Origin of the sequence: Cellulophaga sp. HaHaR_3_176 (genome assembly GCF_019021925.1) — a bacterium.
In the GTDB taxonomy this organism is placed as follows: domain Bacteria; phylum Bacteroidota; class Bacteroidia; order Flavobacteriales; family Flavobacteriaceae; genus Cellulophaga.
Map to the genome: position 1 here is coordinate 2,916,782 of NZ_CP058990.1, position 17,569 is coordinate 2,934,350.

The 17,569-nt window shown below is 32.5% G+C and carries 14 protein-coding genes; 7 read left to right on the top strand and 7 right to left on the bottom strand.

Going from position 1 to position 17,569, the window contains the following annotated elements; all coding sequences use genetic code 11:
• The first annotated feature begins 8 nt into the window (after nt 1–8).
• From H0I23_RS12835 to H0I23_RS12855, 6 genes are read left to right on the top strand one after another with little or no spacing between them, the layout of a single operon-like run.
• The gene (locus H0I23_RS12835; RefSeq protein ID WP_216783695.1) at nt 9–1,058 is read left to right on the top strand and encodes a sugar-transfer associated ATP-grasp domain-containing protein; all 1,050 of its coding nucleotides are present in this window, start codon (nt 9–11) and stop codon (nt 1,056–1,058) included.
• A gap of 52 nt (nt 1,059–1,110) precedes the next feature.
• Nucleotides 1,111–2,100: a glycosyltransferase family 1 protein gene (locus H0I23_RS12840; RefSeq protein WP_216783696.1), complete on the top strand. Its 990-nt coding sequence runs from the start codon at nt 1,111–1,113 to the stop codon at nt 2,098–2,100.
• Nucleotides 2,097–2,309, top strand: coding sequence for a hypothetical protein (locus H0I23_RS16810; protein ID WP_254073604.1), 213 nt, complete (start codon nt 2,097–2,099; stop codon nt 2,307–2,309). The genes H0I23_RS12840 and H0I23_RS16810 overlap by 4 nt, the downstream gene beginning before the upstream one ends.
• 8 nt (nt 2,310–2,317) lie before the next feature.
• Entirely contained in the window at nt 2,318–3,268 is a 951-nt protein-coding gene (locus H0I23_RS12845) for a glycosyltransferase (RefSeq protein ID WP_254073605.1), read from the top strand.
• The gene (locus tag H0I23_RS12850) at nt 3,261–3,806 is read left to right on the top strand and encodes a putative colanic acid biosynthesis acetyltransferase (RefSeq protein ID WP_216783697.1); all 546 of its coding nucleotides are present in this window, start codon (nt 3,261–3,263) and stop codon (nt 3,804–3,806) included. Before H0I23_RS12845 ends, H0I23_RS12850 begins: the two co-directional genes overlap by 8 nt.
• Nucleotides 3,806–4,711 carry a glycosyltransferase family 2 protein gene (locus H0I23_RS12855; RefSeq protein ID WP_216783698.1) on the top strand — a complete coding sequence of 302 codons (906 nt, stop codon included), beginning with the start codon at nt 3,806–3,808 and terminating at the stop codon, nt 4,709–4,711. Before H0I23_RS12850 ends, H0I23_RS12855 begins: the two co-directional genes overlap by 1 nt.
• An 87-nt stretch (nt 4,712–4,798) precedes the next feature.
• Here H0I23_RS12855 and H0I23_RS12860 read toward each other — a convergent pair whose 3' ends face one another.
• Nucleotides 4,799–7,069, bottom strand: coding sequence for a hypothetical protein (locus H0I23_RS12860; RefSeq protein WP_216783699.1), 2,271 nt, complete (start codon nt 7,067–7,069; stop codon nt 4,799–4,801).
• Between the two features lie 424 nt (nt 7,070–7,493).
• On the opposite strand from H0I23_RS12860, the gene H0I23_RS12865 reads away from it, so the two are divergent.
• Complete coding sequence (locus H0I23_RS12865) at nt 7,494–7,649, top strand: hypothetical protein (protein ID WP_216783700.1); 156 nt, start codon at nt 7,494–7,496, stop codon at nt 7,647–7,649.
• Between the two features lie 327 nt (nt 7,650–7,976).
• Here H0I23_RS12865 and H0I23_RS12875 read toward each other — a convergent pair whose 3' ends face one another.
• The 6 genes from H0I23_RS12875 to H0I23_RS12900 form a co-directional block, all read right to left on the bottom strand.
• The gene (locus tag H0I23_RS12875) at nt 7,977–8,258 is read right to left on the bottom strand and encodes a F0F1 ATP synthase subunit epsilon (RefSeq protein ID WP_216783701.1); all 282 of its coding nucleotides are present in this window, start codon (nt 8,256–8,258) and stop codon (nt 7,977–7,979) included.
• A gap of 33 nt (nt 8,259–8,291) precedes the next feature.
• A complete protein-coding gene (gene atpD, locus H0I23_RS12880) occupies nt 8,292–9,800 on the bottom strand; it encodes a F0F1 ATP synthase subunit beta (RefSeq protein ID WP_216783702.1) in 1,509 nt (502 codons plus the stop codon).
• 188 nt (nt 9,801–9,988) lie between these two features.
• Nucleotides 9,989–12,775 (bottom strand): TonB-dependent receptor domain-containing protein, encoded by a 2,787-nt coding sequence (locus tag H0I23_RS12885; RefSeq protein ID WP_216783703.1) that lies wholly within the window; start codon nt 12,773–12,775, stop codon nt 9,989–9,991.
• 191 nt (nt 12,776–12,966) lie between these two features.
• Nucleotides 12,967–14,814: a glutamine--fructose-6-phosphate transaminase (isomerizing) gene (gene glmS, locus H0I23_RS12890; RefSeq protein ID WP_216783704.1), complete on the bottom strand. Its 1,848-nt coding sequence runs from the start codon at nt 14,812–14,814 to the stop codon at nt 12,967–12,969.
• Between the two features lie 122 nt (nt 14,815–14,936).
• Nucleotides 14,937–16,733, bottom strand: coding sequence for a DUF4270 family protein (locus tag H0I23_RS12895; protein WP_216783705.1), 1,797 nt, complete (start codon nt 16,731–16,733; stop codon nt 14,937–14,939).
• A 5-nt stretch (nt 16,734–16,738) separates the two neighbouring features.
• Nucleotides 16,739–17,548: a glycogen/starch synthase gene (locus H0I23_RS12900; protein WP_216783706.1), complete on the bottom strand. Its 810-nt coding sequence runs from the start codon at nt 17,546–17,548 to the stop codon at nt 16,739–16,741.
• Between the last annotated feature and the right edge of the window lie 21 nt (nt 17,549–17,569).

Genomic DNA, 17,569 nt, shown 5'->3' on the forward strand with positions numbered 1-17,569 from the left:
CAACTTTCATGGGTGTACTTAAAGAATTTACGAAGGCAAATATTGAAAAACTAGAAGCTTTCCGGTTTCATAAAATTTCAAATGCGATAGCCACTTCAACACTTCAACACTTAACAGAAGAAAAGGGTATATTCTCCCCTCTTCTTAAAAAAAGAGCTGATGAATATGCTTTGGACGTATTGGGCTGGAAAGGCTTTGCGCCTTGGTTATATGTGTACAGTCATTTTACAGGCGAATTTAGAGAAGGTTGGATACCTGATAACTATTATGCTAAAATCGTCATTCCTAAAATACAAGGTGATTATGGTCAGGTTTCTATGCTAAAACCTTTAACAAATCGATTATTTGAACAACGGATTACCCCTGATTTAGGTTATTATATTAATGGAAAATGGTTTGATGCTAATTATTATCCCATTCAAGAAAAAGAAGTGCAAAGCTTATTTTTTTCTGAAGCAGATAAGGTAATTTGTAAGTTAGATAAATCGTATCAAGGTAAGGGCATCTATATATTAGATAAAAAAAACTTTAAGACCTCAACGATTAAACAACTAGGAAATTGTGTCATTCAAAATTTTATACAGCAGCATAATTTTTTTAATGACTTCACTCCCAAATCTGTTGCGACAATCCGATTAACGACTGTCGTTGAAAGCGACAATAAAATTAGCCTACGAGCTGCATATTTACGTTTAGGGCGTAAAAACAATACGCATGTAGCCTCTGAAGATCATATACGCATACCAATTGATATGACTACAGGAACACTTGATGCTATTGGTTATTTGCCAAACTGGCATCAAATTGAAACACACCCAGACAATCAAGTGTCTTTCTTAAATAAAAAAATTCCAAACTTTCAAGCCTGTATCGCTTTAACACAATCTCTTCATCAAAAAATGCCAATGGTAGTTTCCATTGGATGGGATGTAGTTGTTAATGATAAAAATACTCCTGTAGTAATGGAATGGAATGGCTATAGTAATGATATTAAATTTTCAGAAGCAACCCAAGGGCCCTGTTTTAAAAATCTAGGCTGGAATAAACTACGTATATAAACTATGATTTATTCCCTTAAATTACAACCTTCAAAAAAACATCAATACATTCATGAAGATTAACTATTTTTTCAGGCATCCAAAAGTAGGCCATTCTATACAGCGAGTATTTAGAACCCTAATCGATGAAATAAATAAATCTACAGAAGTCTCTATTTTTGAAGTTCCTAGTAAATCATCGATGCCATGGGATATACTCGAAAACAGTGTATATGTTTATAAAAAAAGAGATAAAAAAGCTGTACATCATGTTACAGGACATATACACGATGTGTTATTAGCTTTAATTGGTGTTAAAACCGTCTTAACCATCCATGATTTAGTATTTATTGACAATTCAAAAAACCCTATTAAGCGATTCTACAAGTGGTTATTCTGGCTCTATTTACCTATAAAAATAGCCAACAAAGTAGTTTGCATATCAAATCAAACAAAAGAAAATATTTTAGGTAGGCTGAAAACAGATAAACTTGTAGTTATCTATAATGCAGTAGATCCAAGTTTCACTTTTTCAGAAAAAAACTTTAATAAATCTAGTCCTGTGATATTACATGTTGGTACTGGTTGGAATAAAAATTTAGAAAAAACCATTAAAGCATTAGCAGACATACCATGTCACCTTCGTATTGTAGGTAAATTAAAAGAATCACAACTCCATTTACTTCAGAAGTATAACCTGAACTATTCTAATGGACTAAACCTTACGGATAAAGAAATAAAAAAAGAATACGAAAATTGTGATATCGTTAATTTTCCGTCTGTATATGAAGGCTTTGGAATGCCAATTATTGAAGGGCAACAAACAGGTCGAATAGTGATTACTTCTAAAATTGAACCAATGCTTGAAGTTGCTAATGAAGCTGCAATATTTGTAGTTCCTGATGATGAAAACTCTTTAAGGCAGGCCTATCTAAAAGCGATACAAGATGATGCTTTTCGGGATACAATAATAAAAAAAGGATATATAAACGCACAACGTTTTTCAGTAACAAATATTTCTAATCAATATTTAGAACTTTATAAAAAATTATTGCAAGCATGAAAATACTTAGACTAATCTCTAGCATGGACCCTGTAAGTGGTGGTCCGTGCCAAGGCATTCGAAACGCCATTCCTGAATTAGATACGTTAGGTACTTATAATGAAGTAGTGTGCTTAGATGATCCTAATGCTGAGTATTTAGGAAAAGATTCTTTTGTAATACATGCCATCGGAGCGGCCGCAACACCTTGGGGTTATCAAAAAAACTAATCCCGTGGTTGTTAGCTAATTTTCAACGATTTGATGTTATTATAGCTCACGGTTTGTGGCTGTACCATACTCATGCGGTTATTAAAGCCATTCTTCAGTATCGAAAAACAAATGACACCTCTCCTAAAGTATATGTTATGCCTCATGGAATGCTAGATCCCTATTTTCAAAAAGCTAAAGAGCGTAAGCTAAAAGCCTTGCGAAATGATGTGTATTGGAAACTATTTGAAAATAAGGTAATTAATGAGGCTGACGGCGTACTATTTACATGTGAAGAAGAATTACTCTTAGCACGTACTACATTCCCCAATTACAAGCCTAAAAGAGAAATAAATGTCGGTTATGGTATACAAGCACCACCAGCCTACGAGAATCAAATGAAACTAGCTTTCATTAACAAAGTGCCTGAATGGAACAAAGAACCTTTTTATTTATTTTTGAGTAGAGTTCACCAAAAAAAAGGAATTGATCTTTTGATAAAAGGTTATTTAAAGCTTGAAAAAGAATTTAAAACCATACCACAACTTATAATTGCCGGACCTGGCCTTGAACATGCTTATGGTAAAGAGATGCAAATGTTAGCTAGTGCTTCTTCAAACATACTATTTCCTGGAATGTTAAGTGGTGATGCAAAGTGGGGTGCCTTCTATGAAAGTCAAGCCTTTATTTTACCTAGTCACCAAGAAAATTTTGGAATTGCAGTAGTTGAAGCCTTAGCTTGTAATAAACCTGTATTAATTAGTGATAAAGTAAATATTTGGAGAGAAATTAAAACTGAAAATGCGGGCTTGATAGCAAAAGATAACGAAGAAGAAACGTATCAACTTTTACAAAAATGGCAAAACTTAAGTGTTCTTGAACAAGAAATGATGAGTAAAAATGCCTATAAAGCGTATCAAAAATTCTTCACCATTAAACAATCCGTCAATCAATTTCTAAAAAGCATTGAAAATGCATAATCAAGATACATACACAGGCGCTTCCTTTTCACTAAAAAATAGAATATCTAGAGTTATCTGGAATACTACATATCTCTTTTTGTTTAAATATTCTCCTAGACCTTTTCATTCATGGAGGTCATTTTTATTGAAATTATTTGGCGCAAAAATAGGAAAAGGGGTACATATTTATCCTAAAGTTAAAATTTGGGCACCATGGAACTTGGTAATACATGATGAAGTTGGTGTTGCTGATGGTGTAGATTTATATTCACAAGGTAAAATTACGCTAGAGCATAGAGCCATTATTTCGCAACGCTCCTATATTTGTACAGGAACTCATGATTTTAATCAAAAAGGACACCCTTTATACACCCAAGACATTTGTATTGGTAGAAATGCATGGGTTGCAGCCGAAGCTTTTATAGGGCCTGGCGTAACAGTTAACGAAGGAGCTGTTGTTGGAGCCCGAGCTGCTGTATTTAAAGATGTACCCTCTTGGACTGTTGTTGGAGGAAACCCTGCTAAATTTATAAAAAACCGCCAAACCTTAAATTAATGCATTCAATAACCACAATAATACTTACATATAACGAAGAAAAGCACATTGCTCGTTGCATTAAAAATGCACAGCAATTTTCTAGTAAAATTTTTTTAGTAGATTCATTTTCTAACGATAAAACAGTAGCGATTGCAGAATCATTAGGCGCTAAAGTATTCCAAAATAAATGGGAAAATAACCATGCCAAACAATTTAATTGGGGTTTAGAGAATTTACCCATCACCACAGAATGGGTTTTTAGATTGGATGCCGATGAATATTTGACAGAAGATTTGATACTCGAAATAAATAAAAAAATGCCAAGTATTTCAGAAAAAATCTCTGGTATCGTATGCGAGCGTAAAATGTATTTTTTAGGCACACTAATGACCAAAGGTATGGTACAAATGAATATGTTACGCTTATTTAGGTATGCAGATGGCATTTGCGAAGACCGTTGGATGGATGAGCACATTGTGCTTACAAAAGGTGATACTGAGCAATTTGAAGGGTATTTTGTAGATGACAACAAAAACTCGCTAGGTTGGTGGGTTGAGAAACACAACAATTACTCAATTAGAGAAGCCGTTGAATTATTAAACCTAGATTATCATATAATTACTCCTAAATCAGAACAAGCTATAGCGCATGAATTATCTGATGATGCGAAATCTAAACGCGAAAAGAAAAGGAAATATGCTAATATGCCATTATTCTGGCGCGCATATATTTATTTCGTCTTTAGATATTTTTTTAAATTAGGTTTTATCCAAGGCAAAGAAGGTTTTTTATGGCACTTTTTACAAGGTTGGTGGTACAGAACCTTAGTCGATGCAAAAATATATGAGGTTAAAAAAGCTTGTGGTACTGACCCTAAAAAAATGAAACAATTTATTTTAGAAAATTACAACTTAAAACTTTAACTTTTAGAGTTATTATAACGAATAAAAAAAGGGCATAATTTTAAAAATTATGCCCTTTTTTATATTATGCTTACAGCATACTTAAAATTAATCATATTGATAATCAGCCGTGAGCTCTACGGTTATTTCAACCTTTCCTGTATTATTAAAATCACCATCAGCATTTAAGTAAATATATCTATTGCCTATTACCTCTGTAATTTCAGCTATGGTTTTTGAAACAACACCTTGAGTTTTAGAAACAGCATCCATTAGATTATCAACTAATGAAGTGCTTGTACCTATAGAAACCTCAATACCAGAAGCTAAACCTTCTAAGGTATTAGCCGAAATATTTTGAACCATAAAACCTGATGGTATATTTATATCTAATTTTTGACTTGTTCCATATCCTAAATCTACTATTTCGGTACGAGTCCAAATATCTTTTTGAATATTATTAACCTGTTCTATAATCATGTTATTACTAACATCTGTTACTTTTGCATAATTAACATGCGTGTTACTTGAATTAGCAAATAACATTCTACAACTTTGACCATACACATCTTCATCTATATTCCGCCAACCATTTACTGTAATTTCATAATGGTTATTTGATCCATTTTTTAAAGTTTCTTCGTCATGATATATAAGACCCATATATAATTGTTCTGATGTATGTTCTTCAATACTTAAACTTGAATTGATGATAGTATTATTAGAGCCGAATATTCCAAAAAAACCTCCATGATTTGTATTTAATTCTTTAACAGATACTTGAATGTTATCCCAAGTAACATAATCGCCTGTTCCAAAATCTAGAGGATATATTCCTGAGATATCAGAGTTATCTTTTAACGTAATATTTTCCAAAACTGTACTAGTTAAAGGGCCTACAAACCGTAAACAATTAAATTTCCATTCCGAATTAAAAATATCAGAAGTGTATTCTCCATATAAATTTTTAAATTCCCCATTGGTGATATCACCTAAATCACCCAAACCATCTCTACGGTAAGAACTATAATTATCAACTAGCACGTTCTCTACCTTGCCAACCATTTTCAATGAATTACAATAACCACTTGCCCCCCTTGTATTAACAGTACCGACATATTCACCATAATCTATAATATTTTTTAGTTCAATATTTTGAGGAAAATGATCATTAATTGCTGAATCTGTATTTAAATAAAACAAATGAGGTGGTGGAAATCTATATGTATCATTACCTACAAATGCACCAAGATTACTACCATCTATATTTTGCATATCGGAATATCTATAAGATTTCAAGTTATTTACCACAAAACCATTAACATTACCTTGAACACCCATTAATGTACCATCAAATGTTATATTATTGAATGTAATGTTTGATGGAATAGAAGTTAGACCTATTGCTTCTGAATTAATTGTTTGATTAGCATTATACTGTTCTTTAAATTTAAAAACAAATTGCATAAACGTATTTGCCGTTGTTCCTTTAGCTTTAAAAATCACATTATCATATAAAATATTTTCTGACCCTTCTAATGAAAAAATTGTATGAAAAGAAGTAGTACCCTTAAAAATAGGATTTGTAGAGTTAAAAATAATTTCTCGTTTTTCAGACAAGTAATTTTCTAATTGTTGTTGATTTGTATGATTATCTGTTGTCAATGACCAATCATAACCGGCATCATATGAATTATCATATAAAAAAGTAACATTTTTTATTGTTATATCTTTTACTAAAGCCATATAAAATGCTGGTGAATACAAGCTATTTATAATGATATTAGCGCCATTCTTTCCCTCAATCCAGGTATTATCCTCTATAAATATTGATTTTTTTCCTAATTCTTCAACATCTAAAAAAATATTTTGGTCAACCATTATTTTAGCAGTAACGGCATGGGCTTGTGCTAGAGTTTCTACAAAAACATCACGATCATCAGTTATACCATCCATAACAGCTCCAAACCAGTAAGGCACTAAATATTGTTCTTCTATAAATGTGCCAGACAAACTAATCGTATTAAAGACTTGGTACTTTGTTTTAGAGATAACTTCACTTTCATCACCAGTTATAACCCCATTACGTAAAGAACCACCACTAAAATATAAAGTAACATTTTCTGGCAAAATGATAGTTTCTCCTTTCAAATCAAAGTCAAATTGAATATCCCAAATAGCATCACTAAACCCGTCTGGAATATTATTCCAATCGAAATCTTCAGAAATTACGAGTGTTTCTTTTTCTTCGATTATAATTTCTTCATCTTCAGAAGCTAAAATTGATTGAACAAATAAGTCACTACTATTTTGACAAGAAGTTCCTGAAAAAAGAATACAGACCGTTAAAAATACGGTACTCAACATAAATCGATTCATTTTATTTTATTTTGTAGGTTTTGCATTGTAATTAAATTGGGGTTTATCTACAACGTGAATATTTTATCGTTATAACGCAAAAATACAAGGTTAAAGTGCTCAATCCGAAATGTTTTTATCACAATTAAGACATTTACATTTTATTTTATCTCTTGAGAAGAATACTTCAAAAATTTTCTAAAATAGATGATTTTATCACATTAAATTATTCATTTTCAATACCATAAGCTGTTAACTTATACTTTTATATATAATATTTTATGCAGTATAAAATGAATATCACTTATGTTATAACTAAAACATAAAAAAATTAGAGCAAATAATAACATTACAACAAGCTAATTTGTATAAATATGTTACGGAAGTAAAAAAAAAGATGAATGTATTGTAACCACAGAACATACCTTTTAAATTTTTAAAAGCTATGAATGATGTTTGTGCACATACTATTACTACATATAGGGATGATGTTATTGGATATGCACTTAACATGCATCCGTTTTTTGGAGATAAAGTTGAAGTTTTAGAGCTATTATTTGAAATAATTAGTAAAGAAGGTATATTAATCAGTGAAAAATAGATAACAATGGGTCACAAGTTTACATCTCTAAAAACCATAGCAAAAAAGCTATAAGCTAAAAACTGAAAATGATTTAACTATATCGTATCATGCCTTATAATTGGCAACGTAAAATAAAGAGTAAAGAGCTTGCAGAAGTTATTGTGATACCTGAGGCAAACGTATCCATATTAAAACCTGGTAAATAGAGCTATTCATTTCTCTACACCTGAAGCAATCTGTAAAACTTTAGAATACTAACCTGCTGATATATATTAGAATACCAACCATAAAAAAAGCCATACATTTCTGTATAGCTTTTTAATATATTTGATTGTTTTAACTAATTTAATCTGCTAAAACAATAACCTTATTATCTTTCATTTCAACTGTACCACTTGAAATTGCTAATGTAATTGCACCGCTATTAGACTTGGAAAATTTAGCCTTATTAGCATCTGCTATAATAACATTATTTCCTTGAATTTTAACTGTACCCTCTTGCAACAATGAAACTATTGGTGCGTGATTAGCCAACATTTGAAACTCTCCGTTAATACCAGGTACCGTTACCGAAGTAACTTCTCCTGAAAATAATGTAGCTTCTGGCGAAACGATTTCTAAATACATAGTTATAAAAGTATTAAGTACTTATTTATAATATTATGCTTCTGAAAGCATTTTCTCTCCAGCCTCGATTACCTCTTCAATTGTACCTTTAAGGTTGAAAGCAGATTCTGGTAAGTGATCAAATTCACCATCCATAATTCTGTTAAATCCTGTAATAGTATCTTTAATATCTACTAAAACACCCTTAAGACCTGTAAATTGCTCTGCAACGTGGAATGGCTGAGAAAGGAAACGTTGAACACGACGTGCTCTACCTACAGCTAATTTATCTTCTTCAGATAATTCTTCCATACCTAAAATGGCAATAATATCTTGAAGCTCTTTATAACGTTGTAATAATTCTTTTACTCTTTGAGCACAAGCATAATGATCTTTTCCTAAAATTTCAGCTGTTAAGATTCTAGAAGTAGAATCTAAAGGATCTACCGCTGGGTAAATACCTAATTCAGCAATTTTACGAGAAAGTACCGTTGTTGCATCTAAGTGAGCAAACGTTGTTGCTGGTGCTGGATCCGTTAAATCATCTGCAGGTACGTAAACCGCTTGTACAGATGTAATAGAACCTCTTTTAGTTGATGTAATACGTTCTTGCATAGCACCCATCTCTGTTGCCAAAGTTGGTTGGTAACCTACTGCAGAAGGCATACGACCTAATAATGCAGATACCTCTGAACCAGCTTGTGTAAAACGGAAAATATTATCTACGAAAAATAATACATCTTTACCTTGACCTTCACCTGCACCATCACGGAAATATTCTGCAATAGTTAAACCAGATAAAGCAACACGTGCACGTGCTCCAGGAGGCTCATTCATTTGACCAAAAACGAAAGTCGCTTTTGAATCTTTCATTATATTTTTATCTACTTTAGATAAATCCCATCCACCTTCTTCCATAGAATGCATGAAATCATCTCCGTATTTTATAATACCTGACTCAAGCATTTCACGAAGTAAATCGTTACCCTCACGAGTACGCTCACCTACACCAGCAAATACAGAAAGTCCACCATGACCTTTTGCAATGTTGTTAATTAGCTCTTGAATCAATACTGTTTTACCAACACCTGCTCCACCAAACAATCCAATTTTACCACCTTTAGCATAAGGCTCAATTAAATCGATAACCTTAATACCTGTGAATAAAACTTCAGTAGAAGTAGATAAATCTTCGAATTTTGGTGCTTCTCTATGTATTGGAAGACCATCTTTACCAGATTTTGGCAAGTTTCCAAGACCATCAATAGCATCACCAATCACGTTGAACAAACGACCGTACACATCATCACCAATTGGCATTTGAATTGCACTACCTGTTGATAGAACCTCTGTTCCTCTACTTAATCCATCTGTAGAATCCATTGAAATGGTTCTTACTGAATTTTCTCCCACATGAGACTGAACTTCAAGAACTAAGATGGACCCATCTTTTTTCTTGATTTCTAGAGAATCATATATTTTTGGAAGCTCTGAACCTGATTGAAACTCAACATCAACAACCGGCCCTATTATTTGGGAAACTTTACCTGTAACTTTAGACATTACCTAAGTATTTATGTTTAGAATTAACACTTCTTAAAAACTCAATTGACTAATTTTTAGTCAACTATGTTTTTCAGGGTGCAAAGATATGTTTTTAGATTTTAAATAGAAATTGTTTTTTGACTTTTATGCATATAAAAAAAGCGTTATTAAAATAACGCTTTTTAAACCCTTAAATATTTGATATTCTATAAGTTAATACCCCATGATAAATAATATATAGATCCTATATTACCTGTTCCTGTTGCAGTAATATATTCTTCACCTAAAATATTAGACCCACCGATCTTAAAAACTGACTTAATACTTGGCACTCCATAATTAATTTGAGCATCTAAAACTGTATATGCTGGAATATTTCCATCAGCAAATGTTGCTTGCCAGAAATATGTATCTGTCCATCTGTAGTTAATGTTAAATCCGAAGTTTTCAAATAATGCAGTATTACCGAATGCAGCTTTCACCTTATGTTTAGGCGTATTGAAACTTGGTCTAAAATCTGGGAACGCATTCTGATTAAAATCAAAATCAGAATAAGTGTAACTCCCTCCTAAATCAAAATTACCAAAAACCTTGGTGTCAATTCCGATAGTTGCTCCGTAAGAGTCAATCGGCACTTCAGCATTTGTATAAGTTTGAAATGGTTGAAAATCTCCATTACTTAATGCAGCAAGTGCTAATGGTGTTGTCGTATTTGGTATTGTCTGAGTTCCCTCTACATCTCCATAATAAGGCGATACAACTGTTGTATTAGAAATGAAATTCTTATATCTGTTATAATACCCACTTAAATCGATACTTACTTTACCCAATTGAGCTCTATAACCAAGTTCATAAGCTGTAATTTCTTCTGGTTGAACTAAATCTGTTTTTACAACTTCTGGAGCTCCTGCTTCTACAGAACTTAATGTCCATGCATTTTCATAAGCATCTCTACCTGTAATTTCAGATGTAGAAGAACCTGTCAAGGCTTGACCACTTCCGTTAGGGTTATTTATTACTGTAGTCGAATACCTATCAAGATTTGTTGGAGATGAACCAACTAATATTGCTCTACCTGCATTCAACCCTATAAATAAATCTTGTGTACTTGGGTTTCTAAAACCTTGTTGAACAGATGCTCTTAGGTTATGGTTCCCGTTTTCTCCTAAAGTATATACAATAGAACCTCTTGGTGATACAAAACCATTAAAAAATTCATTTTTATCGTAACGAGCAGAACCTGTAAGCTTTAAACGATCATCTAAAAATTTCTTTTGAATTTGCATGTAAGCACCAAACTCACTGTATTTAATTGGACCACTGCTATCTGTAAAAATTGTTCCATTAGAACTCAATTCATACTCTCTAAAAGAACCTCCAACTTGGATATCTGCGAAATCTTTTGTTAGATGTGTGAAATTATAATTACCATCTGCATGACGTAATTTTGTATTGTCAATAAAACGAGCACCACCGTTAACTAAATCTCCACTTGATATTACTGTATTAAAAGCTGAATCAAATTCTGCCGTACCAGGAATAAGTCTACCTGTATCTGCAGCTTGCCTTGCTGCAGCATGTGCACTAGCCTCATCTAACTGAACACCTGTACCCACACCTAATCGAGCGCCAATAAATGTTGTTGCATAATCCGTAAACCAATCTGTATTCTCTTTCCATGCATTGTTTACATTTATTGCAGCAAAACGAGTATCGTATGAATCTCCAGAATCTTCACTTGTTATATAAGCACGAACAAAAAAGTTGTTATTTCGAACTTCAAATTTATGCTGTTGCATCATGAAGTTTTTTATAGAATATCTATTCGTCCCTTGATATAATGTGTTACCTCTTCCAATTCTACCATTATATACAATTTCAAAATCATCAGCGAATGGCTTATAATGTACAGAAAAATCTGTTTTGACACTCTGAGCTCCGTAATCTACAAGGTCACTTTCATTATATCCTGTTCTAGAAACTACCGAAGATCCTAAAGTACCTGAAGGTAAACCACCTGCCAATGCATCAAAATTTAATTCAGTAGATACTTCATCACCATACACGTTTAACCCATCGTATGCAGGATTAACCCTTGTTCCTCCTGGATTTGCAAGATCTTCAATGCTATTTGCATGCCAATCTTCACCTTCTAATATTGATAAGTTAACTTTTACCGCAAATTTATCACTGAAAGCATGTGCTGCGCGAATTCCGAAATCGTAATATGCATTATCACCTGCTGCTTGCTGAGATGTATAGCCTGTTTTAAAATATGTACTTATACCTTGATAGTCAAATGGATTTTTACTTGACATAAATAAAACACCATTAAATGCCCCTGCTCCATATAGCGCTGAAGAAGCTCCTGGTAATATTTCAACACTTTGCACCTCTAATTCAGACATACCTACAAGGTTACCTAAAACAAAGTTTAACCCTGGTGCTGAATTATCCATACCATCTACCAATTGCAAAAATCTATTATTTGCGAATGTTGCAAAACCTCTTGTATTTACAGATTGGAATGTTAAACTATTGGTATTAACATCAACACCTTTTAAATTCTGAAGTCCTGAATAAAAAGATTCTGAAGATGTGTTCTTAATTTCTTTTAAACCAAAACGCTCTACAGAAACTGGAGATTCAAATATTCTCTCTGGTGTTCTTGAAGCTGAAATAACAATTTCATCAAGCATGGTTTGCGATTCATTTAGTGTCGCTGTAATATTTTGATTGTTTTTAGTTACTTCTTCTGTACTAGATGAATAACCAACACTCGTAATTTTTAAAGTAAAAGGAGGTTTCTCAGAAGTTTGAAGCAAAAAGTTACCGTCAAAATCCGTCACTGTTCCAACGGTTTTTCCTTCTATAACAATATTCGCTCCTGGTATTGGCTGGTTGTTTTCGTCAACAACATTTCCTTTTATAGTAGTTTGAGAATATCCAAACACACCTATCATAAAAAAGAATAAATATAGTATTGTTTTCATTCGAGGGATTTAAGTTAATTTAGTTTGATTCCGAAGATACAGAATTTTTTAAACCAACTATAAGAAAATGAAAAAAATTATGCATGCATAATACTATTTTGATAAAATAAACCACTTTTTAGTTCGAAATACTCAAAAAAAATAGGGGTCACCTGAGAAGATGACCCCTATTTAACGTATAATTATGACTTTTACTCTACAGTAACTGACTTTGCTAAATTACGTGGCTGATCAACATTACAACCCCTCATTAATGCAATATGATATGATAATAACTGTAATGGTATCGTTGTTAATAGCGGAGTAAGGCTCTCTAAAGTTTCAGGAACTTCGATTACATGATCTGCTAATTCTTTTACCGTAACATCTCCTTCAGTAACAATAGCAATGATTTGTCCTTTTCTAGACTTAATCTCTTGAATATTACTAACTACTTTTTCGTAATGACCCTTTTTAGTTGCAATAACAAAAACAGGCATATGTTCGTCAATTAAAGCAATCGGACCATGTTTCATTTCCGCAGCAGGATATCCTTCTGCATGAATATAACTGATTTCTTTTAATTTTAACGCTCCCTCTAATGCTACAGGAAAGTTATAACCCCTACCTAAATAAAGGCAATTTGTAGAATCTTTATAAACTTCAGCAATTTTCTCAATTAAGTCATTAGAAAGCAATGCCTTTTCAACTTTAGATGGTATATTTTCTAATTCAGTTAAAAACTCACGATACTTACTTTCTGAAAAAGCACCTTTTGATTTCGCTAATTTTAAAGCAATTAATGTAAGTACTGTAATTTGAGTCGTAAATGCCTTAGTAGAAGCAACTCCAATTTCTGGACCTGCATGTGTATATGCACCTGCATGAGACTCTCTTGAAATAGTTGAACCTACTACATTACAAACACCAAATACAAATGCTCCTTTTTCTTTAGCTAATTTTATAGCAGCCAAAGTATCTGCCGTTTCTCCTGATTGAGAAATTGCAATAAGAACGTCTTTATCAGTAATTATAGGATTCCTATATCTAAATTCAGATGCGTACTCAACCTCTACAGGAATTCTAGCTAAATCTTCAAAAATATACTCAGCCACAAGCCCAGCATGCCATGATGTACCACAAGCAACTATAATAATTCTATTTGCGTTTAAAAATTTTTCGATATTATCATCAATACCCGACATTTTTATGAGACCTTGATCTGCCAATAATCGACCACGATATGTATCTAAAATAGCTCTTGGTTGCTCATATATCTCCTTCATCATAAAGTGATCATACCCACCTTTTTCAATCTCTTCAATATTTAATTGAAGTTCTTGAATCATAGGATAAACAACAGAATCATCTTTAATTTTACGAAGTTTAATTTCTTTCCCTAAACGTAAAATAGCCATTTCTTCATCTTCCAAATACATTGCATTATTTGTAAACTCTATAAATGGAGATGCATCAGACGCTATAAAAAACTCATTCTCGCCAATACCTATTGCTAATGGACTACCCAATTTAGCAACCACGATTTCATCTGGCTTATTTTTATCAAAAACAGCTATTGCATATGCACCAACAACTTGGTTTAAGGCTATCTGAACTGCTTTCCCTAATTTAACACCTTCTTTAGTTTTTACTTCTTCAATAAGATTCACTAATACTTCCGTATCCGTATCTGATTGAAAAGTATATCCTCTATTTTTTAATTCGGTTTTAATTGAATCGTAATTTTCAATAATACCGTTATGAATAATCACTAAATCTCCTGAATTAGAATAGTGAGGGTGAGAATTCACATCATTTGGTACGCCGTGAGTTGCCCAACGTGTGTGTCCTATTCCCAACTTTCCTTCTAAAGAAATTGTTTTTTCTGATTTCAATTTTAAATCTTCAACCTTACCTTTAGTCTTACTAAGGTTGATTGAATTTCCATCGTATAAGGCAATACCGGCACTATCATAACCTCGGTACTCCAAACGCTGTAAACCCTTAATAATGATTGGATAAGCATCTCTATGACCTATATATCCTACAATTCCACACATAATATTAAACTAAATGGTTAACAAATAAATTACCCCACAAAACTAAACTAGTATCAGGGTGATTTTTTAAAATATAGATGAATAACGAAAAATAACTGTAAATGGTATTTACAAAAGCCTATTTAATTTGGCTTTGTATATGAGATTTCTAGTTTTAATTGTTTATCAGAATTCGAGTCATCAACATTGTTTCCGAAAAGAACGGTTCCCAATGGATTTATAGTAGACATAACTGGCACGTTTACCTCACCAGAATTCAACATAGCACTTCCTACGCTTACAATTCTAATATCTGAAGTTAAAGAAAGACCTAAAGTTACATTCTCACCATCTCTGATAAGTAAATTATTTATATAATCTGTAATACGGATTTTATACTGAACCCCTTTACTACTTTCTTTTTCCAAAATTCCATCATAAAACAAATAAGAATCTAAAGACGACCCCGTTTGCAAGCTAAAATCTGTAGCGATATTATACAAAGGTTGATTTGTTTCCGTATTATACAAATACAAACGCAAAGGCTCTTCAACGTCTCCTGCTGCATCTAGAGTTTCTCTATCTACATAAAAAACTAAGCTCGCTTCATTAATAACCCAATTGTTAGATTTTAACTCATCAATGATACTAGCACCTATTGCATCATCTTCGCTAAAAAGTTTGATTTCAGCATAAGAACCCGCCCCTCCTTTTAAATATATTTTTTCAGCACTTTCTAATGAGTTATATGCTTCTGTTATTTCAACAGGATATTCTTCATTAATAAATGTATTTACAGCATTACCAACCTTAGTAGTCAATCCTCCTGTAGTTAAATCGATAGCACCACCGCCAACAAAACCTAAAACAAAATCTTCTTCTGCTTTTTCTAATACTCCATCTACTAATGAGTCATACTCATACGTAATAGTTACAGTAGCAGCTGATAAATTTAATAACATAAATATATCATCAGATTCAGAGATTGTAATATGTAAACCTCTTAAGAATTCTTTAAAATTTTCATTTGTAGACAACTCATTACTACCTTCTTTATCTAATATTCTTTCTTGGAAAAAAGCTGTATTATCTAATGAAACCCATATACCTGGAGCTATTGTCTTATCAACAGTAAGGCTTTCATCAGTATCTTCTGTATCAGCATCATCTTCATTAAAAAACAGAAGTTCAGTATCTCTTACTGTCTCTTGCCCTTCATGAATTAAATCGCCTATAAACTCAGGTGAAAACTCTTTATTTGAAAAGTATTCTTGAGATTGTTCGAAATTTGTATTAGGATCTAAATCACGTAAATAAAACTTAGATTCTTCAATTTTTATATTGAAAGCAGCATCTCTATTTCCAAAAATACTATCTAAAACGAATTTTTTAGGAAAAGCTATATTGTCATTAGTACTGCTTAATGGATTTGTACCAGCAATCCTTTCGTCATTATCAGAAAATCCATCACCATCAGAATCACTATTAGGATCTTCCGGGTCGACGTCTAAATCATCTACAACACCATCTCCATCTGTATCAATAGCATTTGTTACATATGGAATGAATAATCGAACTTCTTTTACGATCTCATTTTCCTCAATTAAAGTATCAGAAGTTCCTTCTTCTGATTCTGATATTGAACCAAAAATTGGTGCAGCTGAAGAAATTTGAAGCTGCGTTGTTATACTAGCAACTGTTTTCCCATATAAAGGATCATCAAAATTACCTAATTGGTATAATGGCAAACCGTTTGTTTTAACTGAATTGATTTTTTTGTTATATGCAAAAACATCAAAAACCTCAACTCCGGTCTCAAAAGGATTTTCTCCGATTACACCATCACCAATTGCCGTTAACTCTTCTTCACAAGAAGAAAATATTGCAACAGAAATAACTGCTGCAATAATAGGCGTAGCCAATCTTTTATAAAATGCCATGTAATTTATTTTAAAACTTCAGTGTTGTAAAAATTTGCGTATGCTTCTTCAAATTCATGAAAAGGAACATACTTTAGCACTGGTTTTTCAAGGTTGGTAATATGGTTACTCAAGTCTTCTGAGACTTCTTCTGCAGCTAAAATTACAGCATCAGAATAATCTACAGCTACTTTTAACAAATTATTATAATCAGGTTTCTTCAAAGCTTCAACGCTATCTTCTGAAATGCCATCAAAAGCAATTTTCTTAACCATTTCAGAACTTAACTCACCTTCAAACCCTTTAGAATATACTGAAGTAACTACTTTGCTTTCAGAAAACAATGGTTCATCAGCATAATATTTCTTTAAATACAATGGCACTAAAGATGCCATCCATCCATGTACGTGAATAATATCTGGAGACCAGTTTAATTTCTTAACTGTTTCTACAATTCCTTTTGCAAAGAATATTGCACGTTCATCATTATCAGGGAAAAGCGTACCATCTTCATCAGTAAATGTTGCTTTTCTCTTAAAGTACTCTTCATTATCAATAAAGTATACTTGTATTCTTTCCTTAGGAATCGATGCTACTTTAATAATTAAAGGCATATCCATGTCATTAATTACCAAATTCATCCCAGACAACCTAATTACTTCATGCAATTGGTGGCGGCGTTCATTGATGTTACCGTACCTAGGCATAAAGATTCTTATCTGGCCTCCATTTCCGTTAACCATCTTTGGTGTCTCGTAAGACATTAAAGAAACTTCGTTCTCGGGTAAGTAGGGTACTAATTCTGAAGATACAAACAATATCTTTTTACCATTCATAAAAGCTATTTTTTATTTATT